This window comes from Azospira sp. I09, from assembly GCF_009177135.1.
Lineage (GTDB): Bacteria > Pseudomonadota > Gammaproteobacteria > Burkholderiales > Rhodocyclaceae > Azospira > Azospira oryzae.
The window spans coordinates 1-20,151 of sequence record NZ_AP021844.1 but is presented as its reverse complement, the minus strand read 5'-3'; the positions used below and the strand labels follow the sequence as shown (position 1 = coordinate 20,151).

17 protein-coding genes and 1 other RNA gene are annotated in these 20,151 nt (G+C 67.0%); 3 read left to right on the top strand and 15 right to left on the bottom strand.

Annotated features, from left to right (window positions below; translation table 11 throughout):
* Nucleotides 1–63: 63 nt before the first annotated feature.
* Nucleotides 64–2,502 carry a nitrite reductase large subunit NirB gene (nirB, locus tag AZSP09_RS00090; protein ID WP_152088804.1) on the bottom strand — a complete coding sequence of 813 codons (2,439 nt, stop codon included), beginning with the start codon at nt 2,500–2,502 and terminating at the stop codon, nt 64–66.
* A 455-nt stretch (nt 2,503–2,957) separates the two neighbouring features.
* On the opposite strand from nirB, the gene AZSP09_RS00085 reads away from it, so the two are divergent.
* Nucleotides 2,958–4,889, top strand: a complete 1,932-nt coding sequence (locus AZSP09_RS00085; RefSeq protein ID WP_172974660.1) for a sensor domain-containing diguanylate cyclase — start codon at nt 2,958–2,960, stop codon at nt 4,887–4,889.
* 118 nt (nt 4,890–5,007) lie between these two features.
* Here AZSP09_RS00085 and blaOXA read toward each other — a convergent pair whose 3' ends face one another.
* The gene (gene blaOXA, locus AZSP09_RS00080) at nt 5,008–5,898 is read right to left on the bottom strand and encodes a class D beta-lactamase (protein WP_232058824.1); all 891 of its coding nucleotides are present in this window, start codon (nt 5,896–5,898) and stop codon (nt 5,008–5,010) included.
* A gap of 30 nt (nt 5,899–5,928) precedes the next feature.
* Nucleotides 5,929–6,264 (bottom strand): DUF1294 domain-containing protein, encoded by a 336-nt coding sequence (locus AZSP09_RS00075; RefSeq protein WP_152088801.1) that lies wholly within the window; start codon nt 6,262–6,264, stop codon nt 5,929–5,931.
* A 130-nt stretch (nt 6,265–6,394) separates the two neighbouring features.
* Here AZSP09_RS00075 and AZSP09_RS00070 point away from each other — a divergent pair, with 130 nt between their 5' ends.
* Nucleotides 6,395–7,312: an alpha/beta hydrolase gene (locus AZSP09_RS00070; protein WP_152088800.1), complete on the top strand. Its 918-nt coding sequence runs from the start codon at nt 6,395–6,397 to the stop codon at nt 7,310–7,312.
* Between the two features lie 93 nt (nt 7,313–7,405).
* Here the strand turns inward: AZSP09_RS00070 and AZSP09_RS00065 are convergent, their stop codons facing one another.
* Entirely contained in the window at nt 7,406–8,539 is a 1,134-nt protein-coding gene (locus AZSP09_RS00065) for an ABC transporter substrate-binding protein (RefSeq protein WP_152088799.1), read from the bottom strand.
* Between the two features lie 46 nt (nt 8,540–8,585).
* On the opposite strand from AZSP09_RS00065, the gene AZSP09_RS20715 reads away from it, so the two are divergent.
* Nucleotides 8,586–9,008 carry a tautomerase family protein gene (locus AZSP09_RS20715; protein ID WP_332066712.1) on the top strand — a complete coding sequence of 141 codons (423 nt, stop codon included), beginning with the start codon at nt 8,586–8,588 and terminating at the stop codon, nt 9,006–9,008.
* 100 nt (nt 9,009–9,108) lie between these two features.
* Here the strand turns inward: AZSP09_RS20715 and ybiB are convergent, their stop codons facing one another.
* The 11 genes from ybiB to ffs form a co-directional block, all read right to left on the bottom strand.
* Nucleotides 9,109–10,092 carry a DNA-binding protein YbiB gene (gene ybiB / locus AZSP09_RS00055; protein ID WP_014236892.1) on the bottom strand — a complete coding sequence of 328 codons (984 nt, stop codon included), beginning with the start codon at nt 10,090–10,092 and terminating at the stop codon, nt 9,109–9,111.
* A gap of 31 nt (nt 10,093–10,123) precedes the next feature.
* The gene (locus AZSP09_RS00050) at nt 10,124–12,889 is read right to left on the bottom strand and encodes a nitrate reductase (protein WP_152088798.1); all 2,766 of its coding nucleotides are present in this window, start codon (nt 12,887–12,889) and stop codon (nt 10,124–10,126) included.
* Between the two features lie 222 nt (nt 12,890–13,111).
* A complete protein-coding gene (locus AZSP09_RS00045) occupies nt 13,112–13,531 on the bottom strand; it encodes a ClpXP protease specificity-enhancing factor (protein WP_152088797.1) in 420 nt (139 codons plus the stop codon).
* 108 nt (nt 13,532–13,639) lie between these two features.
* Nucleotides 13,640–14,236, bottom strand: coding sequence for a glutathione S-transferase N-terminal domain-containing protein (locus tag AZSP09_RS00040; protein ID WP_014236889.1), 597 nt, complete (start codon nt 14,234–14,236; stop codon nt 13,640–13,642).
* An 82-nt stretch (nt 14,237–14,318) separates the two neighbouring features.
* The gene (locus tag AZSP09_RS00035; RefSeq protein ID WP_014236888.1) at nt 14,319–15,032 is read right to left on the bottom strand and encodes a cytochrome c1; all 714 of its coding nucleotides are present in this window, start codon (nt 15,030–15,032) and stop codon (nt 14,319–14,321) included.
* 13 nt (nt 15,033–15,045) lie between these two features.
* On the bottom strand, nt 15,046–16,350 hold the full coding sequence (locus AZSP09_RS00030) for a cytochrome b (protein WP_014236887.1): 1,305 nt from the start codon (nt 16,348–16,350) through the stop codon (nt 15,046–15,048).
* 3 nt (nt 16,351–16,353) lie between these two features.
* Nucleotides 16,354–16,950 (bottom strand): ubiquinol-cytochrome c reductase iron-sulfur subunit, encoded by a 597-nt coding sequence (petA, locus tag AZSP09_RS00025; RefSeq protein WP_014236886.1) that lies wholly within the window; start codon nt 16,948–16,950, stop codon nt 16,354–16,356.
* A 209-nt stretch (nt 16,951–17,159) separates the two neighbouring features.
* Nucleotides 17,160–17,762, bottom strand: coding sequence for a recombination mediator RecR (gene recR / locus AZSP09_RS00020; protein WP_152088796.1), 603 nt, complete (start codon nt 17,760–17,762; stop codon nt 17,160–17,162).
* Nucleotides 17,762–18,085, bottom strand: a complete 324-nt coding sequence (locus tag AZSP09_RS00015; RefSeq protein ID WP_014236884.1) for a YbaB/EbfC family nucleoid-associated protein — start codon at nt 18,083–18,085, stop codon at nt 17,762–17,764. Before AZSP09_RS00015 ends, recR begins: the two co-directional genes overlap by 1 nt.
* Nucleotides 18,086–18,100: 15 nt before the next feature.
* Nucleotides 18,101–19,747, bottom strand: coding sequence for a DNA polymerase III subunit gamma/tau (gene dnaX / locus AZSP09_RS00010; protein WP_152088795.1), 1,647 nt, complete (start codon nt 19,745–19,747; stop codon nt 18,101–18,103).
* A gap of 59 nt (nt 19,748–19,806) precedes the next feature.
* Nucleotides 19,807–19,905, bottom strand: an RNA gene (gene ffs, locus AZSP09_RS00005) — signal recognition particle sRNA small type.
* Nucleotides 19,906–20,151: the final 246 nt, after the last annotated feature.

The following is a 20,151-nucleotide window of genomic DNA, read 5'->3' as shown; positions in this document are numbered from 1 at the left end:
TTAAAACCGTTTTTGCCACAGAGGGCACAGAGAACACCGAGAGAATCGTGCCGGCCTGCCGGCTCAGAAGGCCAGGGGCTCGAATTCGCGGCGGGCCGGGGCTTCCTGGTGCTCGGCCCAGGGATCGGCGGCGTCCTTCAGGGAATCGAGCAGACGGGCGTGCAGGGCCTTGCGGTTGTCCTCGTCCTCCACCACCAGGCGCTTGACGTGGTCCAGGCCCACCCGCTGCACGTAATGCACGGTGCGCTCCAGGTAGAAGCCCTCCTCACGGTAGAGCTGGAGGAAGGCGCCGGAGTATTCCTTGACCTCTTCGGCGGTGGCCACCTTGCACAGGAACTGGGCCGCCTCGGTCTTGATGCCGCCGTTGCCGGCGACGTGGATTTCCCAGCCCGAATCGACGGCAATGATGCCCACGTCCTTGATGCCGGATTCGGCGCAGTTGCGCGGGCAGCCGGAGACGGCCAGCTTCACCTTGTGGGGGCTCCACATGTCGAACAGCATCTTCTCCAGCTCGATGCCCATGCCGGTGGAGTCCTGGGTGCCGAAGCGGCAAAACTGGCTGCCGACGCAGGTCTTCACGGTGCGGATGGACTTGCCGTAGGCGTGGCCGGAGACCATGCCGGCCTGGGCCAGATCGGCCCACATATGGGGCAGGTCCTCCTTCTTCACCCCCAGCAGGTCGATGCGCTGGCCGCCGGTGACCTTGACCATGGGCACCTGGTACTTGTCCGCCACGTCGGCGATGGCCCGCAACTCGTTGGGCGTGGTGACGCCGCCCCACATGCGCGGCACCACCGAATAGGTGCCGTCCTTCTGGATGTTGGCGTGGGCCCGCTCGTTGATGAAGCGGCTTTGGGGATCGTCCCTGGCCTCGTGGGGGAAGGTGGAGATGAGGTAGTAGTTGAGGGCCGGGCGGCACTTCTCGCAGCCGTTGGGATTCTTCCAGGCCAGGGCTTCGATCACCGCCGGAATGGAGGTCAGGTGCCGCTCCCGGATGGCCTGGCGCACGGCCCCGTGGCTGTGCTCGGTGCAGCCGCACATGGGCTTCTCGGCGCTGCTGGCGGCCTGGTAGGCGCCGCCCACGGTGGAGGCCAGGATCTGCTCCACCAGGCCGGTGCAGGAGCCGCAGGAGGCGGAAGCCTTGGTGTGCTTGCGCACCTCGTCCAGGGTGAACAGCCCCTTCTCCTTGATGGCCTTGACGATGACGCCCTTGGTGACGCCGTTGCAGCCGCACACCTCGGCGCTGTCGGCCATGGCGGCGGCCTTGTTGTGGCCCTGGTGGCCCGTGTCCCCCAGGTTGCTCTGGCCGAACATGAGGTGGTCGCGGATCTGGCTGACGTCCTTGCCCTCCCGCAGCAACTGGAAGTACCAGGAACCGTCCGCCGTGTCGCCGTAGAGCACGCCGCCCACCAGCTTGTTGTCCTTCAGCACCAGGCGCTTGTACACGCCGCCGGCCGGGTCATGCAGAACGATGTCCTCGGTGTCGCTGCCGCCCATGAAGTCGCCGGCGGAGAAAAGGTCGATGCCGGTGACCTTCAGCTTGGTGGAAGTCACCGAGCCCTGGTAGCGGCCGATGCCGTAGCCCGCCAGGTGGTTGGCGCAGACCTTGGCCTGCTCGAACAGCGGCGCCACCAGGCCGTAGGCGATGCCGCGATGGCTGACGCACTCGCCCACGGCGTAGATCTTGGGATCGTAGGTCTGCAGGGTGTCGGAGACGACGATGCCCCGGTTGCAGTGGATGCCGGAAGACTCGGCCAGGGCCGTGTTGGGGCGGATGCCCACCGCCATCACCACCAGATCGGCGGGAATCTGCATGCCGTCCTTGAAGCGGATGGCTGCCACCCGGCCGCTCTCGCCGGCGATGAGGGCTTCCGTGTTTTTCTGCAGCAGGAATTTCAGGCCCCGCTCCTCCAGGGACTGCTGCAGCATGCGCCCGGCCACCTCGTCCAGCTGGCGCTCCAGCAGCCAGGGGCCGACGTGCACCACGGTCACGTCCATGCCCCGCAGCTTGAGGCCGTTGGCCGCTTCCAGGCCCAGCAGGCCGCCGCCGATGACCACCGCGTGGCGATGGGTCCTGGCCGCCTCGATCATGGCGTCGGTGTCGGCGATGTCCCGATAGGCGATGACCCCCGGCAGGTCGTTGCCGGGGATGGGCAGCATGAAGGGGTTGGAGCCGGTGGCCAGCAGCAGGCGGTCGTAGGACTCCACCGTGCCATCCTCGGCGACGACCTGGCGCCTGACCCGGTCCACCTTGGTCACCTTCTTGTTGAGGTGCAGCTTGATGCCGTTGTCGGCGTACCACTGCAGATCGTTGAGGACGATCTCGGGCACCGTCATCTCGCCGGCCAGGACCGGGGAAAGCAGGATGCGGTTGTAGTTGGGATGGGGCTCGGCGCCGAAGACGGTGATGTCGTAGTGGTCCGGGGCGATCTTCAGCAGCTCTTCCAGGGTGCGCACGCCGGCCATGCCGTTGCCCACCAGCACCAGTTTGGGTTTGTTCATGAAGCACTCCTTCGGTCGCCGGCTTCCGGGGTGCGGGACGGGCCTCGGACTGCGCCCGCGCCATTGCGGTACGCCGTCGTGCCCTCCCGCAACGCCATCAGGCAGCGAGAGAAAACATTGAAGGGCAGTGCTTCACGTTGACCCCGAAGGCCACACCACCGGCAGTCCCGCCGCCCAGGCGACAGGAGTACGCCGGAGATTTAGCAATCGCCATGCCATTCCGTAAGCACATGATTTCAATGGGATAACACCAAACCCGCCCCCCGCACCGCCGCACACAACTGGTGCATCGCTGCCCCGCCCTGCCCCGCCAGCGGGCGCCCGGCACCGTCCCTCGGCTGCCGCCCGCCGCCGGTCCCCTGCTGGCCCAAAGGCCTATTTGAGGAAGTCCGGGCCCATGCCAGAATGGGCCAACAGACGAGTGCTTCGTGCGCCCCATCCCAATGGAGAACGCCATGGCTCCCGAAAACAGTACCGCCCCCCCCAGCCGCCCGCCCCTGGTGCGTCCCGGACGCAGCCTGCTGATCGGCTGGCTGCTCCTGGTGGCCATCATCATCGGCCTGGTCTTCCGGGAAATCGGCGAAACCCGGGAACGCCTCTACAACGCCGCCTGGGACAACCTCAGCACCCTCAACCTGGCCCTTCTGGAACAGATGGAACGGGCCATCACCGCCACCGACCAGGCCCTGCTCAACGCCCGCCAGGAAGTGGCCGCCATGCCGCCCCTGGTGGCGGAGAAAAACCCGGCCCGGCGCGAGGAACAGGCCCGGCGCCTGCACCAGCTGCTGCGCAGCCAGGTCACCGCCACCCCCTTCGTCACCAACCTGGTGCTGGTGGACGCCCAGGGCAATGTGCTGGCCCACTCGGCCCGCCACCCGGTACCCGCCATGAACGTGCGGGAGCGGGAATACTTCCGCCGCCTGCGCGACACGGCCGAAGCCGAGCCCCTCATCTCGCCCCCCACCCGCACCCTGCTCGACGGCTCCCAGCGGCTCATCTTCTCCCGCCGTCTGGTGGGGCCCCGGGGCCATTTCGCCGGCGTCATCCTGGCCAGCGTCAGCCTGGCCGACGTGGTCTCCTTCTACCGCTCCGTGCTGCACCTGCCCGGCGGCGCCGTGGCCCTTTACCACAGCAACGCCACCCTGCTCGCCCGCTACCCGGAAATGCCCGACAGCCTGGGCCATGCCTACCCGGAACAGGACCTGTTCCTGCGCACTCCCGGCCGCGGCGCCAGCGGCACCCTGCTGGAAACCAGCTCCATGGACGGGCGCCAGCGCCTGAAAAGCTTCCGCGAGGCCAAGCGCTATCCCATCCTGGTCTCCGTCTCCCAGGAGGAAAGCGAACTGCTGCGCCCCTGGCGCGCCACCACCCTGCACATCATCCTCATGGGCCTGGGCAGCATCGTCCTCTGCTCCCTCTTCATCGGCCTCATCTGGCGCCAGCTGCAGCGCCTGGAGGAACAGGCCCGGGCCCTGCGGGAAAGCGAAGGGCGCTTCCGCAACCTGGTGGAACGGGCCGGCGACGCCCTTTTCCTGCACGACCCCGGCGGCCGCATCGAAGACGTGAACCAGCAGGCCTGCGACAGCCTGGGTCTGCCCCGGGAGGAGCTGATCGGCAGCAACATGGACGCCTTCGAGGCCGGCATTCCCGCCGCCGAACTGCACCAGCTGTGGCACAACCTGGACACCAACGCCCCGGTGACCCAGGAAGGCCGCCACCGCCACCGCCTGGGCCACGAATTCCCGGTGGAGATGCGCATCGGCGCCTTCGCCTCCGGCGGCCGCCGCCTAATCCTGACCCTGGCCCGGGACGTCACCGAGCGCCAGGCCTACCAGGAGAAGCTGCGCCAGCAGGCCCTGCACGACGGCCTCACCGGCCTGCCCAACCGGGTCCTCTTCAACGACCTCCTGGGCCAGCTGCTGGCCCAGTCGGAACGGCAGGAGCGAGCCTTCGCCCTGCTCTTCGTGGACCTGGACCATTTCAAGGAAGTGAACGACACCCTGGGCCACGCCGCCGGCGACCGGCTGCTGCAGGAAGCGGCGGCCCGCCTGCGGGGCTGCCTGCGCAAGGCCGACACCGTGGCCCGCCTGGGGGGTGACGAATTCGCCGTGCTCCTGGCGGAGGTGGCAGGGGCCGAGGATGGGGAACAGGTGGCGGAAAAGATCGTCGCCGCCATGAACCGGCCCTTCCCCCTGCCGAACGGCGAGGGCCACGTTTCCGCCAGCATCGGTATCGCCCTCTACCCGGAGGCCGGCAAGGACGCGGAAACCCTGCTGCGCCACGCCGACTGGGCCATGTACCAGGCCAAGTCCGGCGGCCGCAACGGCTACCGGCGCTACCGGCACGTGGTGGGGGAAACGACTCTGGGCCAGGGCCTGGGGCTGTAAACCGTCGGCTCGGGCAGCACCCGGCTGGGAGCCAGGCGGGACGGACCTGACGGCGGCGGCATCGCCGGGAGCCTTATCCCGCGGGCCTCACCGCCATGGCAGGCCCCTTAGGCAAGTCCTATTTGCCTGGCAGGGCGGTGCCGGGCGGGGCGGGAGACACGGCCCCGGTCATCGCACCCGAGGCATTCGCTCCACTCGCCCCACTCGGCAAAGCCGGCGCCGCCGGCAGGGCGCCGATGGCCGCCAGGATGGCCCGGGCCACCCCTTCCCGCTTCGGCAGATCCGCCATCCGCCCCGGCGTATCCAGGTTGAGGGCGAAGAACACCGGCCCCTGGGGCCACTCCACCCAGCCCACCCACCAGCCGATACGGCCGTCCCAGCCGGTCTTGGCCCGCAGGATCCAGTCGCGGCCGGCCTCCACGATCATCACGTCCTTCACCAGCCGCTGGTGGGCCAGGGCCAGCGGCAGCTGATTGCGGTAGAGGCGCTCGAGAAAGGCCACCTGCTCCTCGGCGGAAATGCGTAACTTGCCGTCCAGCCAGTAGCCGTCCTCGCCGCCGGACGGCTCGGCGTTGCCGTAGTCCATGGCCTGCAGTAGGCGCCGGGCCCGGGCCTCGCCGATCTGCCGGGCAAAGTCCTGGTACACCCAGACCACGGATGCGCGCATGGAGGAACGCAGGTCCTGGTCCCGGTTCCAGGCCGGGATGGAGCGCTGTACCCCGTCCCAGGGCAGGACCTGGAATTCGTCCCGCAGCACGCCGCTCTCCAGGGCCATCAGGGCATGGGCGATCTTGAAGGTGGAGGCGGGCACATAGCGCCGCGCCGCCCGCTCCGCATCGTAGCGCCACAGGCGGTGGCCGCCGCCGCGCCGGTCCGCCACCACCATGGTGCCGCGGGCCTCGGCGGCGGCGAAGAAGGCGCCCCACTCGGGCCGCTCGTCCGCGGTTTCCGCCCGGGCGGCAACGCCGCCCCCCAGCAGGAGCAGACAGAAAACCAGGGACCGAAGCATGCAAAATTTCATCATGGGCGCCTCACGACCTCAGCCCGGCAGGGGGATGGCCGGCATGGAAAAGGGAAAGCCGCCGCCCGGCCCCAGCCACCACAGCAGCAGGGCCAAAACCGCCAGATTGGCCGCCACCGTCAGCCAGAACCAGGTACGGAAGGGCTGCTTGCGGCTCTTGTGACGCAGCCAGGCCTGGGCCAGCCAGGCTCCCGGCCAGCCGCCGAGCAGGGCCAGGCCGTGCAGGGTGGCCTCGCTGATGCGCCAGGCACGGCGCCGGGCCGCCGACTTGTCCCAGGCGTACACCAGCAGGGTGAGCAGGCTGAGGGCGGCGTAATGGAGCGGCAGCAGGGAGAGGATCGGGGCGGATGACAAGGCAGGCTCGCGGCAAGGGTTCGGCATGGGGCGCATGACGCCGGGAAAACTGGCGGATAATGCGCCTTCCCGCCCCTCCCGCACAACCGGGAGGCCACCGCCGCACCCTGCCCTGCCCACCGGATCCGCCATGCCCAGCCTCAAAGCCCGCGCCGTCATCTTCCTGCTCAAGCACCGCCACTGGTTCCGCCTCAAGGCCCGGCGCGAGAGCATCACCTTCGACACCTCCATCCCGGCCCTGCGGGCCCAGGTGGAAAAATCCGGGGTGATCTTCGGCAAGCTGCCCCCCGACATCGCGGTGGACAGCTTCAACCTGGGCAGCATGAGCCTGGAGTGGATCCGTCCCCGGGACGACGCCGGCGGCAGCGCCATGCTCTATTTCCACGGCGGCGGCTACGTCATGGGCTCCCACCGCTCCCATCGGGCGGCGGTGGCCAAGTTCGTCGCCGGCAGCGGCGTGCCGGCCCTGGTCTTCGATTACCGGCTGGCCCCGGAGCATCCCTTCCCGGCCGCCCTGGACGACGCCCTGGCGGCCTGGGAGTGGCTGCTGGCCCGGGGCCAGGACCCGGCCAGGGCCGTCTTTGCCGGCGACTCGGCCGGCGGCGGCCTGCTGCTGGCGGCCCTGCTGGCCCTGCGCGACAAGGGCCGGCCCCTGCCGGCGGCGGCGGTGGCCCTGTCGCCGTGGACCGACCTCACCAGCAGCGGCCCCTCCTACCAGGAATCGGACCCCCTGGCGCCGGACGGCTGCTGGGAGGTTTTCAGCCGCTACTACGCCGGCGAGCGGGACCGGCGCGAGCCCCTCATCTCGCCCCTCTTCGGCGACCTGCAGGGCCTGCCACCCCTGCTGCTGCACGCCGGCGGCGCCGAGATCATGCGCGACGACGCCATCAGCTTCGCCGCCAAGGCCCGGGCGGCGGGCGTGGAGGTGCGGCTGGAGCTGGGGGAAGGCATGTTCCACTGCTACCCGGCGGTGGCACCCCTGTTCCCCGAAGCCACGGCGGCCCTGGCCGACTGCTGCGCCTTCATCCGCCAGTACGCCAGGGGCTGAGGAGCACCGGCCTGGAAAGCAGAAGGGGCGGCCTTTGCAGCCGCCCCTTGTCGTTCAAGCCCGTCCCTGCTGGCTGCCAGGGCAGGCCCTGTTTCAGCGCAGCAGCCGGCCGCTGTTGCCGACGATGGTCACTTCGGAGAAGCGGGAGCCCAGGTGCTTGCCGGAGAAATCCAGGAGGAAGCCCCCCGCATCCCAGGGGGCCATGGATTCCAGGGCACTCACCAGCTTTTCCCGGGTCGGCTGGGGCCCGGCCCGGCGCAGGCCTTCCACCATGGCCTTGGCGGCGATGAAGCCTTCCAGGTTGGTGTAGGTGATGCCGCCCTTGGGCTTCAGCGCCGGCGGCAGGGCGTCGAACTCCCGCACCACGCCGCTGGAGGCGCTCCAGGGATAGGGCGTCACCTGGGAGATGGCGATGCCCGCCGCCTCCGCCCCCATCTCCGCCTGCAGGGCCTTGTAGCCCACCACGGAGAGGGCGAAGAACTGGGGCTGCTTGCCGGTGGCCCGCATCTGTTTGACGAACAGGGCGGTGGGCTTGTAGGTGCTGATCATGACCACGGCCTGGGTGTCGGCGGCGGCGATGGTCTTGACCGCCTCGGTGACATCGTTCTTCACCTTGTCGAAGCTGCCGCTGGCGATGACCTTCAGGTTGCGCTTCTTCAGGGCCACTTCCACACCCTTGAGGCCGGCCTTGCCGAAGGCGTCGTTCTGGTAGAAGACGGCGATGTGGTTGATGCCCAGGGTGGTCAGCTGGTCCACGATCTTTTCCGTCTCGTCGCCGTAGCTGGCCCGCAGCCAGAAGGTCTGGGGCGAGGCCTGCTCCCGCAGCTCGTCGGCCCCGGTGTATGGCGCCACCGAAGGCACGCCCCGCTCGTTCACCAGGGGCATCAGGGCCGTGTAGTTGGCGCTGCCGAACATGCCGAGAAAGGCGAAGACGCCCTCCTTGTCCAGCAGCTGCTTGGCGTTCTCCACGCTCTTTTCCACCACATAGCCGTCGTCCAGGGTCACCAGCTCGATACGGCGGCCGTGGATGCCGCCCTTGCTGTTGATCCACTTGAGATAGGCCAGGGCCCCGTCCCGGTACTCGCTGCCCAGTTCGGCCAGGGGCCCGCTGAGGGGCAGGGACTGGCCCAGCTTGATGACATTGCCCTGCTGGGCATGAAGCGACGTCGCCAGCAGGGCCCCACAAACGAAATAGAGCCCCGTGAGGGCTCGCCGTAGCGCCTTCATCCACAATCTCCTTTGGTGTCTCGATGCCGCCTGGTAGGGGACCGGTATGCTCCGGTTCGGGCCTCGTTCGCTGACGGGCTGGTCACAGTCTAGGAAGGGACGCAGCGGGAGATTGTCATCTGCACGACAATTGGCCCCAGGCCCCGCCGGGCCTGCATTGGCGGCGGGCGGCGGGGAGCCGGCAAGGACTGGCGGCGATGACCGGAGCATCCGCCGGCGCCTTTTCCATGGCACCATGGCCGGCCCCCAACCGACCCGAGGAGATCCCATGCCCTACGTCAATATCCAGATCACCGCCGGTGCCAGCCGGGAACAGAAGGCCCGCCTGGTGGCGGAAGTTACCGACAGCCTGGTGCGGGTGCTGGGCAAAAAGCCGGAACACACCCACATCGTGATCCAGGAAATCGCCGAGGAAAACTGGGGCTTTGCCGGCCTGCTCACCGACGACTGGAAGCGGCGCCAGGGCTGAGCCCAAAACAAAACCCGCCTGGCGGCGGGTTCGGGCGGGGCGCGGCCCCACGGCGGCGGCCGGTGGCGCAATCGCGCCACGGCCAGGGCCGGGACGGGGCCTAGACCGTGGTCAGGCCGTTGCCTTCCACGGCCACGATGGCCTTGGCCTGGTTGAAGTCTTCCGCATAGCCGCTGGCGTAGAGGCAGCAGGCCAGCTGGTTGGCCAGGGGCAGGGGCAGGCTGGCCTGGCCGTCCAGAACCTTGCGGATCCACTGGGCGGTGACCTTGGCGTCGCACTCCTCCGGCAGGTTGGGCAGGGCCTTGAGGCTTTCGTGCTCGGCCTCGAACAGCACCTCGCACTGCTCCTCGTGCAGGTACTCGATGCGCGGGCGGCGCTTGGGGTTGGCGAAGGGCTCCCCTTCCGAGGCCCGCAGCAGCAGGGCCCGGCCGCCGCCATAGGAGAGGATGTCGCGCATCAGGTCCATGTAGGCCGGATGGGTGGCGGCCCCCAGCAGGACGCCGCCGCCCTTGAAGGGGTCGAGCATCTTCACCAGGCTGTGGGCGCTGTTGCGCAGGCCCAGACGGCTGCGCAGGGAGAGCAGGTTGTGCAGCCCCGGGCTGAGCACGTTGAGGGGCACGAAGGCCACGCCGTAGCCGTCCATGGCCTGCTGCACGGCGCTATGGCTGGCGCAGGGCATCAGGCCCAGTTCGCGGAAGACGTGGGCTGAGGTAACCCGGCCATAGCCTTCGAGCAGGCCGTGCACCAGCACCGGCACGCCGAAGCGCTGCAGCAGCAGGGCCAGCAGGGGCGTCAGGTTGGCCCCCTTGCGGGCACCGTTGTAGCTGGGAATGACCACCGGCCGGATGCGCCCGGGGGGCGGCCGCAGGGCATGCACCCGCTCACTGGCGGCGGCCAGGAAGCCGATCATTTCCTCGGCGCTCTCGCCCTTGACCCGCAGGGCGATGGTGATGGCCCCCAGTTCCAGTTCGGGCACACCGCCGTCGAGCATGGCGCCGTAGAGCAGCTGGGCCTCCTCCTGGGTCAGGTCCTTGGCGCCCTCGGCGCCGCGGCCGAGTTCCTTGATGAAGTGGGCGTAATTCATGGGCGTCTCCCCGGTTTTCCTTGTCTTTCCCTCAGGCAGCCTGGGGGGATGTCTTGGCAACGATGATTTTCTTCACTTCGGGCAGGCAGCCGCCGCAGAAGGTTCCGCATTTTAGCTCGTTCTGCAGGCCGTCCAGGTCCAGGCCCCTGGCGATGCCGGCCTCGATCTGGGCCTGGGTGATGTCGGCGCACTTGCACACCACCGGGCTGGCGCGCAGCAGCTTGGCCGGCGGCGTGCTGATGGGGGCCACCGCCCAGCGCAGCAGGTCCGGGTCCAGCACGTCGTCGGAGATGGCGTCCTTGAGCCAGGCCAGGGCCTGGGTCTCGCCGGCCAGGCGCACCCCGAGCAGGTGGCCGTCCCGGGCCAGGGCCCGCTTGCCGATGTGGCGGCGGCGGTCGGCGTAGACGATGGCGCCCTCCTCCCGCTCCAGGTCGAAGAGGGCGTCGATCTCCCGGATCTGGGCCTCGTCCAGGGGCGCCTCTGCCGCGGCGCGGAACACCACCAGGGGCTGGCCGCGGCCATAGAGGCCGACGCTGGCGTAGGGGAAGCGGGACAGCAGGCGGCGCGCCCTTTGCAGCAGGGCCAGGCTGGAGGCCAGGGCGTCGGGCCCCTCCCCGGCCCGCACCACGGCCAGGGGCCAGGGCAGGTCGGCCTTTTCCACCTGCACCGGGGCGTGCTTCAGCTCGGGCTGCAGGGAAATGGGATCGCAGGCCGGGCCGGTGAAGGCATTGGCGCCGGCGCCGTGCATGAAGCGGCTGCCCCAGTGCATGGGCAGCCAGGCCCTGCCCTTCTTCAGGCCGGCCACGGCGGCCACCCGCAGCACCAGGCTGTCGCGGCCGTTGCTGACCCGGGCCAGGTCGCCGTCCTCCAGACCCCGGTGGCGCAGGTCGCAGGGATGCATGGCCAGCACCGCCTCCTCGGCGCCGTGGAACAGGCGCGGCACGGTGCCGGTGCGGCTCATGCCATGCCACTGGTCCCGCAGGCGGCCGGAAAGGAGGCTGATAGGCTGATCCACATCTGTGGGCTCGGCCACCTCCTGGTGCTGCACTGGGACGAAGCGGGCGCGGCCACTGGGCGTGGGGAAGCGGCCGTCGGCGTAAAGTCGGGGCAGGCCGGCCTCGGCCCCTTCGGGGAAGGGCCACAGCTGGGGCCCGCGCTGCTCCAGGAGGCCGTAGGAGAGGCCGGTGATGTCCAGGTCCCGGCCCCGGGTGCTGTCCCGGTGCTCGTTGAAGATGGCTTCGGGGCGGCGGTAGGGGAACAGGCGGCGGGCCTCGTCGCCCCGGCCCAGCTCGTCCCCCAGACGGTGGGCGAAATCGACGGCGATGGCCCAGTCGGCCCGGGCCTCGCCGGCCGGCGCCACGGCGGCCCGCACCCGGGAGATGCGGCGCTCCGAATTGGTCACCGTACCCTCCTTCTCGCCCCAGCTGGCGGCGGGCAGCAGCAGGTCGGCGTAGGCGGCGGTGTCGGTATCGCCGTAGGCTTCCTGCAGCACCACGAATTCCGCCGTCTCCAGGGCGGCCCGCACCCGGGCCTGGTCCGGCAGGGAATGGGCCGGGTTGGTGCAGGCGATCCACAGGGCCTTGACCTCGCCCCGGCCCACGGCCTCGAACAGCTGCACGGCGGTGAGGCCGGGCTTGGCCGGCACTTCGGGCACGCCCCAGAAGCGGGCCACTTCGGCCCGGTGCTCGGCGTTGCCCAGATCCCGGTGGGCAGAGAGCAGGTTGGCCATGCCCCCCACTTCCCGGCCGCCCATGGCGTTGGGCTGGCCGGTGAGGGAGAAGGGGCCGGCGCCGGGCCGGCCGATGTGGCCGGTGGCCAGGTGCAGGTGGATCAGGGCGGCGTTGTTGTGGCTGCCGTGGCGGGACTGGTTGAGGCCCTGGCACCAGAGGGACAGGCTGGCCTTGGAGAGGCCGAACCAGCGCGCCGCCTGGACGATGTCTTCGGCCGGGATGCCGCAGATCTGGGCCGCCACGGCGGGGCTGTAGTCCGCCGCAATCGCTTCCAGGGCGGCAAAGCCTTCGGTGTGGGCGGCGATGTAGTCCCGGTCCACCAGGTTCTCGGCCAGCAGCACGTGCAGCATGGCGTTGTAGAGGGCGATGTCGGTGCCGGGCTTCAGGGCCAGGTGCAGGTCGGCGATGGCGGCCGTCTCGCTGCGACGGGGGTCGGCGACGATCATCTTGAGTTCGGGATTGGCCTCCCGGGCATCCTCGATGCGGCGGAAGACGATGGGATGGGCGGCGGCCGGATTGGCGCCGGTGATGAACAGGCACTGGGCCAGGCCGATGTCCTCGTAGCAGTTGGGCGGCGCATCCACGCCCAGGGTCAGCTTGTAGCCGGAGGCGGCGGAGGACATGCAGAGGCGGGAGTTTGTATCGATGTTGTTGCTGCCGATGAAGCCCTTCACCAGCTTGTTGAAGACGTAGTAGTCCTCGGTCAGCAGCTGGCCGGAGACGTAGAAGGCCACCGCCTCCGGTCCGTGCTCGGCGATGACGGCGGCGAAACGGCGGGCCGCCACGGCCATGGCCTCCTCCCAGCTCACCCGCTGGCGCGGCTGGTCGCGGCGGGTGCGCACTTCCGGATAGAGGGCCCGGTTGGCCTGAAGGGTGCCGGGGGCGGCGGTGAGGTGCAGGGTCGCCCCCTTGGCGCAGAGGCGCCCCTGGTTGGCCGGGTGCTCCGGGTCGCCGCGCACGTCGGTGATGCGGCCGTCGCGGCTGTCGATGAGGACGCCGCAGCCGGTGCCGCAGTAGCAGCAGGTGGAAGGGGTGACACTGGGGGGGAAGTGGCTTTCATTTGGCATGGTCTGGGCTCCTGCCCCAACACAGCAACAGCCATGCCACCATTAATAATCAATGGGTTACTAATAAACAACAGCGAATCCGCCAGACGAACGGCTGGATTTCGGCCCCAGCTTGGCGCATCCCGCGCCAGCTTGGTGCGCCAAAGAAAAACCGCCTCGGCTTGGGGCGCGAGGCGGTTTCCGGTGGAGCGGCGGGGAGTACCCGGGAGGGAAAGCCCCCGCTCACTTCACCCGCTGCAGGTGGGGACGGCCGCTGGGCGGTGCGGCCGGCGGCTCCGGCGGGGTCTCGTCGCCGGCATCCGCCACCACTTCGCCCTCGCCTTCCACTTCTTCATCCACCTCGAAGGCCATGCCGGCCCCGTTTTCACGGGCGTAGATGGCCACCACATTGCCCACCGGCACCGACAGATCCCGGGCCACACCGCCGAAACGGGCGGCAAAGCTGATCAGCTCGTTGCTCATGTTGAGGTGGGAAGTGGCGTCGCCGCTGATGTTGAGGACGATCTGGCCGTCCCGCACGTACTCGCGGGGCACCAGGGTCCGGTCATCCACGGCCACTGCGATGTAGGGGGTAAAGCCGTTGTCCACGCACCATTCGTAAATGGCGCGGATCAGGTAGGGCTTGGTGGAGGGCAGTTGCATGACAGTCTTCCGCTGAATGGCGCCGACCGGTCCGGCCGACGCACCGGCACCGCAGGCGCCGGCCTGGAGAAAAGACGGGGACACCGTGGCGGCGCCCCCGTCAGTTCGTTACTTGCGCATCACCTTTTCGGAAGGCGTCAGGGCGTCGATGAAGCCCTGGCGGCTGAAGATGCGCTCGGCGTACTTCATCAGCGGCGCGGCGGTCTTCGGCAGGTCGATGCCGTAGTGGTCCAGGCGCCACAGCAGGGGGGCGATGGCCACGTCGAGCATGGAGAACTCGTCGCCCAGCATGAACTTCTGCTTGGCGAACATGGGAGCCAGCTCGGTCAGGCGGTTTCGGATTTCGGTCCGCGCCTTGTCGGCGGTCTTGGCGTTCTTTTCCAGGGGCTCGATGTAGGCAAAGATTTCCCGTTCCATGGTGGACAGCAGCTGGCGCGCCCGGGCCCGCATGATGGGGTCGGCCGGCATGAGCTGGGGATGGGGGAAACGCTCATCGATGTATTCGTTGATGATGTTGGGTTCGTACAGGATCAACTCGCGCTCGACCAGCACCGGCACCCGGTTGTACGGGTTGATGACGGCGATGTCTTCGGGCTTGTTGAAGAGGTCCACATCGATCACCTGGAAGTCCATGCCCTTTTCGAACAGGACGATGCGGCAGCGGTGGCTGAAGGGATCGGTGGTGCCGGAGTAGAGGTTCATCATGACTCGTTACCTCAAAAAGGAATCGGCACCGCCGCCGGGAAAAGCCCCGATCGGCGATGCCGTAGCCTGAATGTCAGGCGGGTTAGTGCACGTCTTTCCAGTACTCGCGCTTGAGAGCGTAAGCAACGACGAAGAGCACGCCGAGGAACAGCAGGACGGCAATGCCCAGCTGCTTGCGCAGACCGGAAACGGGTTCACCGATGTACACCAGGAAACCGACCAGGTCAGCGATTTGCTTGTCGTACTCGGCGGCGGACAGCTTGCCGGGTACGGCCAGTTCCAGCTTGTGGGTCTCGTGGTTCAGCACTTGCTGCCCCTGCAGTTCCCACAGGATGTGCGGCATGCCGACGTTCTCGAACACCACGTTGTTCCAGCCGGTGGGACGCTTGTCGTCACGGTAGAAGGAACGCAGGTAGGTGTAGAGCCAGTCGGCGCCGGGACCGGCTTCGGAAGCGCGGGCACGGGCGATCAGGGTCAGGTCGGGCGGGGTGGCGCCGAACCATTGCTTGGCTTCGTCCGGACGGATGGCGACGCGCATGGGTTCGCCCACCTTGTCGGCGGTGAACAGCAGGCTGTCCTTGATCTGCTGCTCGGTCAGACCGATGCCGGTCAGCCGGTTGTAGCGCATGAAGGAGGCGCCGTGGCAGTTCAGGCAGTAGTTCACGAACAGCTTGGCGCCGTTTTGCAGGGCCGCGTTGTCGCCGGAAACGTCCGGAGCCTTGTCCAGATGCACGGCGGCGCCGCTGGCCAGCGCCATCAGGGGCGCGAAGAGCAATGCAGTAAGCAGTTTTTTCATGTCGCTCTCGTCCTTATTTCATGGTCACACGCTCGGGTTCCGGCGTGTACTTGTCCACCTTGGAATACCACGGCATCAGCAGGAAGAAGCCGAAGTAGATCAGGGAGCAAACCTGGGAGACCTTCTCGCCCCAGTAGGAGGGCGGCTGGGTACCGAGGTAGCCCAGGATCACGAAGCAGATCACGAACAGGGTCAGGAAGGTCTTGTAGATCGGACCGCGGTAGCGGATGGACTTGACCGGGCTGCGATCCAGCCAGGGCAGGAAGGCGAAGATCACCACGGAAGCGCCCATGGCCACCACACCCCAGAACTTGGCATCCAGACCCAGGATCGGCCACACCATGGCGCGCAGGATGGAGTAGAAGGGGGTGAAGTACCACACCGGAGCGATGTGGGGCGGGGTCTTCAGGGGATCGGCCGGAATGAAGTTGTTGTATTCCAGGAAGTAGCCGCCGCCTTCGGGTGCGAAGAACACCACGCAGGAGAAGACCATCAGGAAGACCACGACGCCGACGATGTCCTTGACGGTGTAGTAGGGATGGAAGGGAATGCCGTCCAGGGGATGGCCGTTCTCGTCCTTCAGCTTCTTGATCTCGACGCCGTCGGGGTTGTTGGAGCCGACTTCGTGCAGGGCCAGGATGTGGGCGGCGACGAGGCCGATCAGCACCAGGGGCATGGCGATCACGTGGAAGGAGAAGAAGCGGTTCAGGGTTGCATCGCCCACCACGAAGTCACCGCGCAGCCAGACGGACAGGTCCGGTCCGATCAGGGGAATGGCGGAGAACAGGTTCACGATCACCTGGGCGCCCCAGAAGGACATCTGGCCCCAAGGCAGCAGGTAGCCGAAGAAGGCTTCGCCCATCAGGCACAGGAAGATGCCGACGCCGAACAGCCAGATCAGCTCGCGGGGCTTGCGGTAGGAACCGTAGAGCATGCCGCGGAACATGTGCAGGAAGACGACGATGAAGAAGGCGGAAGCACCGGTGGAGTGCATGTAGCGGATCAGCCAGCCCCAGGGCACGTCGCGCATGATGTACTCGACGGAGGCGAAGGCCACGGGCACGCCGGCGGCGTTCAGGGAAGCATCCGGCTTGAAGTGCATCACCAGGAAGATACCGGTGACGATCTGCAGCACCAGGACCAGCAGGGCCAGGGAGCCGAAGAAGTACCAGAAGTTGAAGTTCTTCGGTGCGTAGTACTCGGACAGGTGGCCCTTCCACATGGAAGTGGCGGGGAAGCGGGCATCGACCCACTCCAGCACGTTGCCGCCGATGGAACCGTCGGACTTGTACTTTTCGAAATTGGTATTGGCAGCCATTCCTTACGCCCCCTTCTTGTCTTCGCCGATCAGGATGCGGGTATCGGACAGATACATGTGCGGCGGAACTTCCAGGTTGGTCGGAGCCGGCTTGGCCTTGTAAACGCGGCCGGCAAAGTCGAAGGTGGAACCGTGGCAGGGGCACAGGAAGCCGCCCAGCCAGTCACCGGACATGCCCTCTTCGGCGCCGTGCTTGAACTTGGCGGAAGGAGAACAGCCCAGGTGGGTACAGATACCCACGGCCACCAGCACTTCGGGCTTGATGGAGCGGGTTTCGTTCTGGCAGTAGGCGGGCTGCTGCTCTTTTTCGGACTTGGGATCGGCAACGGCATCGGCCAGCTTGGGCAGGGTGTCCAGCATGTCCTTGGTGCGGTTGATGATCCACACCGGCTTGCCACGCCATTCCACGGTCATCATCTGACCCGGTTCCAGCTTGGAAATATCCACTTCTACCGGAGCGCCGGCTGCCTTGGCGCGTTCGGACGGCAGCATGCTGGCGACGAACGGCACGAGTGCCGCCACCGCCCCGGCCCCGCCCACGGCCGCGGTAGCGACGATCAGACGCCGCCTGCCGCAGTCCACTTTGTTCTCTTTGCTCATAGCGCAGATCCCTAGAACGTTGAAATTAAAATTCAGAACAGCAATTCGGTAACGCCTTCGGCGAGGCAAAAACGATCCTGGCCGAACAAAACCGGAAGATTATACTCGAATCCACCTACGGACTGGAACCGGGCCGGGAACTCAATGTCGTCAAATGCGTCGAAAGCCGCTCCAAACCTGAGCCCGGTCAAGAATCGGACCCGCCAGGGCTAGGCTTCCACGTTTTTCCGCTCCCGCATGGCCTGGGCCAGGGTGCCGGCATCCACGTATTCCAGCTCCCCACCCACCGGCACCCCCCGGGCGATCCGGGTCACCTTGATGCCCCTGCTGCGCAGCAGTTCGCTGACGTAGTGAGCGGTCGCTTCGCCTTCGTTGGTGTAATTGGTGGCCAGGATGACTTCCTGGACCTCGCCATCACAGGCCCGGGCCAGCAGACGGTCCAGCTGCAGCTCCCGGGGACCGACACCGTCCAGCGGCGACAAGCGCCCCATGATGACGTAGTAGAGCCCGTTGTAGGCCTGGGTCTGCTCCATCATGTTCATGTCCACCGGCGTTTCGACGACGCACAGCAGGCTGGCATCCCGCTTGGTGGAGGCGCAGCGCTCGCAGATATCGGACTCGGTGAAGGTGTTGCAGCGGCTGCAATGGCGAATGGCCTCCAGCGCATGGGACATGCCGTCTGCCAGGCGGCGGGCGCCCTTGCGGTCCCGCTGCAGCAGATGGTAGGCCATGCGCTGGGCCGATTTCGGCCCGATCCCCGGCAAACAGCGGAGGGCCTCGATCAGTTCTTCGAGGCTGGATGGGGTGCTCATCAGAAGGGCAGCTTGAATCCGGGGGGCAGATTAAGGCCGGCAGTAAAGCCGGACATGCGTTCCTTGCTCAGCTCCTCGCCACGGCGAACTGCGTCATTGACGGCGGCGGCGATCAGGTCTTCCAGCATTTCCTTGTCATCCATGACCGAGGGGTCGATCGTGACACGGCGCACGTCGTGGGAACAGGTCATCAGCACCTTGACCATGCCGGCACCGGCCTGGCCTTCCACCTCGACGCGACCCAGCTCTTCCTGGGCCTTCTTCATGTTTTCCTGCATTTGCTGGGCCTGCTTCATCAGGCCGGCGATGCCGCCTTTCATCATTTTCGTGGTCCTCGACTAGATGGGTTTGATGGATGATTCAATCAGCGTGGCGTCGAAGATGTCGATCACCTCGCGCACAAAGGGATCCTGCTCGATGGCGGCGACAGCCCGGTCCTGGCGCTCCTCCCGCTCCTGCTGGAGAATCGCTGCCGGCGTCAGCGTGCTTACTTCGGCCACTTCGATCTGCAACTGCAGCGGGCGGCCACAGTATTCGCCCAGGACCTGCTGCAGCCGATCCTGGGCCGCCTTCATGATCAGGTGGCGATGGGCCGGCGGCAAGCGCAATTGCACCACCTCCCCGCCCAGCTTCAGCAACTCGCAATGCTGGGCCAGGGCCCGCGCCATACCGGACAACTGCAAGCTGTCAAGAATCGACTGCCAGTCACCTGGAGCCTCGCTGTCAGCGGCGACAGCCTGTGCCGCCGGCATCGTCTCCGCAGGAATGGCTAGCGGCTGTACGACGGGGGCTTCTGCAGCTCGGGCCGGGACGGAAATTCGGGAAGGAGCCGCCTTAACCGCGGGAGCCTGCGCCCGCGGGGCGGCCAACGCTTTTCCCGGGGATGGGCCCTCCCCAGGCTGGCGCGGCGCAAAGGCATGCAGACGCAACAGGGTCATGACGAAACCGGCATGGGGGTCAGGGGCCATGGGTAATTCATGGCGACCATGCACGCTGATCTGGTAGGCCAACTGCACCGTCTGGGCGTCGATGGCACCTGCCAGTGCGAGCAAGCGGTTGCGGTCCGGCGTATCCTCGGCAATGGCGGCCGGGGCCAGCTGAGCCACCTGCAGACGGGTCAGCATGGCAGCCAGATCCTGCAGGGCACTGTCGAAGGAGAGGCTGCGCTCCGTCATCAGATCGGCCACACTCAGCATGGCACTGACATCGCCCTGGGCCATGGCTTCCAAGAGGGTGAACAGGTAATCCTGATCCACAGTGCCGAGCATGTCGCGCACCAGGGACTCCCCCACCTTGCCGGTGCCATGGGCAATCGCCTGGTCGAGCAGCGACAGAGCGTCACGCATACTGCCGTTGGCAGAGCGGGCCAGCAGAGCCAACGCCGGCGCCTCGAAAGGAACGGATTCAGCCTCAAGGATGTGGGAAAGATGGCCGGTGATGGCCTGGGGCGGCATCTGCTTCAGATTGAACTGCAGACAACGGGAAAGAACCGTCACCGGAATTTTCTGGGGATCGGTGGTCGCCAGGATGAATTTGACGTGCTCGGGTGGCTCTTCCAGGGTCTTCAACATGGCATTGAAGGCCGAATTGGAAAGCATGTGCACTTCGTCGATCACGTAGACCTTGAAGCGGCCCCGGGTAGGCGCATACACCGCGTTCTCGAGCAGCTGGCGCATCTCATCGACCCGGGTATTGGTGGCCGCATCGACCTCGAGAAGATCTACAAAACGCCCCGCATCGATTTCCTGGCAGGCAGAACATTGCCCGCAGGGAGTCGCCGAGATACCGGATTCACAATTGAGGGATTTGGCCAGGATGCGGGCCAAGGTGGTCTTGCCAACACCACGGGTGCCGGTGAAGAGATACGCGTGGTGGAGCCGCTGCTCGGTGAGGGCATGGGTCAACGCACGGACCACATGCTCCTGGCCGACCAGGGTGGAAAAGCTTCGAGGGCGCCATTTGCGCGCCAGAACCTGATAGCTCATGCCGAATAGTCTCGCACGACAGCGGCACCCGACCGCCCATGGCGGCTGCCGGAAATGAAAGTGGCGAGCCTTACCCCCGGCACTTGCAGTAAGTAGCTGTGGCTGCTTCCTTCCGGACCTGACCAGGTTCACCACCCTGCAATGCGGGGAGACCCGCCGGTGCGAATTCTAACATAGCTGATCGGCGTTTCTCGCCCACCAGCGCTTTTTTTCCGTCACTCGAACGAGTAAGTCGTCATCCTCCAAATCTCGATGTCGCAAGCCGATATCTAGATTCGGCAAGAGCCGACGGCAGAGCATCTAAGCCGTTTTTAAGTGGGGGGGGGGATTGGGAGGGGTACAAATAGAAACACCCCAGCCACATAGTAGCTGGGGTGTTGTAAGGGGAGCCTGGCGGTGACCTA

Coding starts and splice junctions, on each gene's coding strand:
- dnaX (WP_152088795.1), bottom strand. CDS start 19,747: ATGAGCTATCAGGTTCTGGCGCGCAAATGGCGCCCTCGAAGCTTTTCC.
- recR (WP_152088796.1), bottom strand. CDS start 17,762: ATGAGCACCCCATCCAGCCTCGAAGAACTGATCGAGGCCCTCCGCTGT.
- nirB (WP_152088804.1), bottom strand. CDS start 2,502: ATGAACAAACCCAAACTGGTGCTGGTGGGCAACGGCATGGCCGGCGTG.
- AZSP09_RS00030 (WP_014236887.1), bottom strand. CDS start 16,350: ATGGCTGCCAATACCAATTTCGAAAAGTACAAGTCCGACGGTTCCATC.
- AZSP09_RS00045 (WP_152088797.1), bottom strand. CDS start 13,531: ATGCAACTGCCCTCCACCAAGCCCTACCTGATCCGCGCCATTTACGAA.
- AZSP09_RS00040 (WP_014236889.1), bottom strand. CDS start 14,236: ATGATGAACCTCTACTCCGGCACCACCGATCCCTTCAGCCACCGCTGC.
- AZSP09_RS00065 (WP_152088799.1), bottom strand. CDS start 8,539: ATGAAGGCGCTACGGCGAGCCCTCACGGGGCTCTATTTCGTTTGTGGG.
- AZSP09_RS20715 (WP_332066712.1), top strand. CDS start 8,586: ATGCTCCGGTTCGGGCCTCGTTCGCTGACGGGCTGGTCACAGTCTAGG.
- AZSP09_RS00035 (WP_014236888.1), bottom strand. CDS start 15,032: ATGAAAAAACTGCTTACTGCATTGCTCTTCGCGCCCCTGATGGCGCTG.
- AZSP09_RS00015 (WP_014236884.1), bottom strand. CDS start 18,085: ATGATGAAAGGCGGCATCGCCGGCCTGATGAAGCAGGCCCAGCAAATG.
- AZSP09_RS00085 (WP_172974660.1), top strand. CDS start 2,958: ATGGCTCCCGAAAACAGTACCGCCCCCCCCAGCCGCCCGCCCCTGGTG.
- ybiB (WP_014236892.1), bottom strand. CDS start 10,092: ATGAATTACGCCCACTTCATCAAGGAACTCGGCCGCGGCGCCGAGGGC.
- blaOXA (WP_232058824.1), bottom strand. CDS start 5,898: ATGCTTCGGTCCCTGGTTTTCTGTCTGCTCCTGCTGGGGGGCGGCGTT.
- petA (WP_014236886.1), bottom strand. CDS start 16,950: ATGAGCAAAGAGAACAAAGTGGACTGCGGCAGGCGGCGTCTGATCGTC.
- AZSP09_RS00050 (WP_152088798.1), bottom strand. CDS start 12,889: ATGCCAAATGAAAGCCACTTCCCCCCCAGTGTCACCCCTTCCACCTGC.
- AZSP09_RS00070 (WP_152088800.1), top strand. CDS start 6,395: ATGCCCAGCCTCAAAGCCCGCGCCGTCATCTTCCTGCTCAAGCACCGC.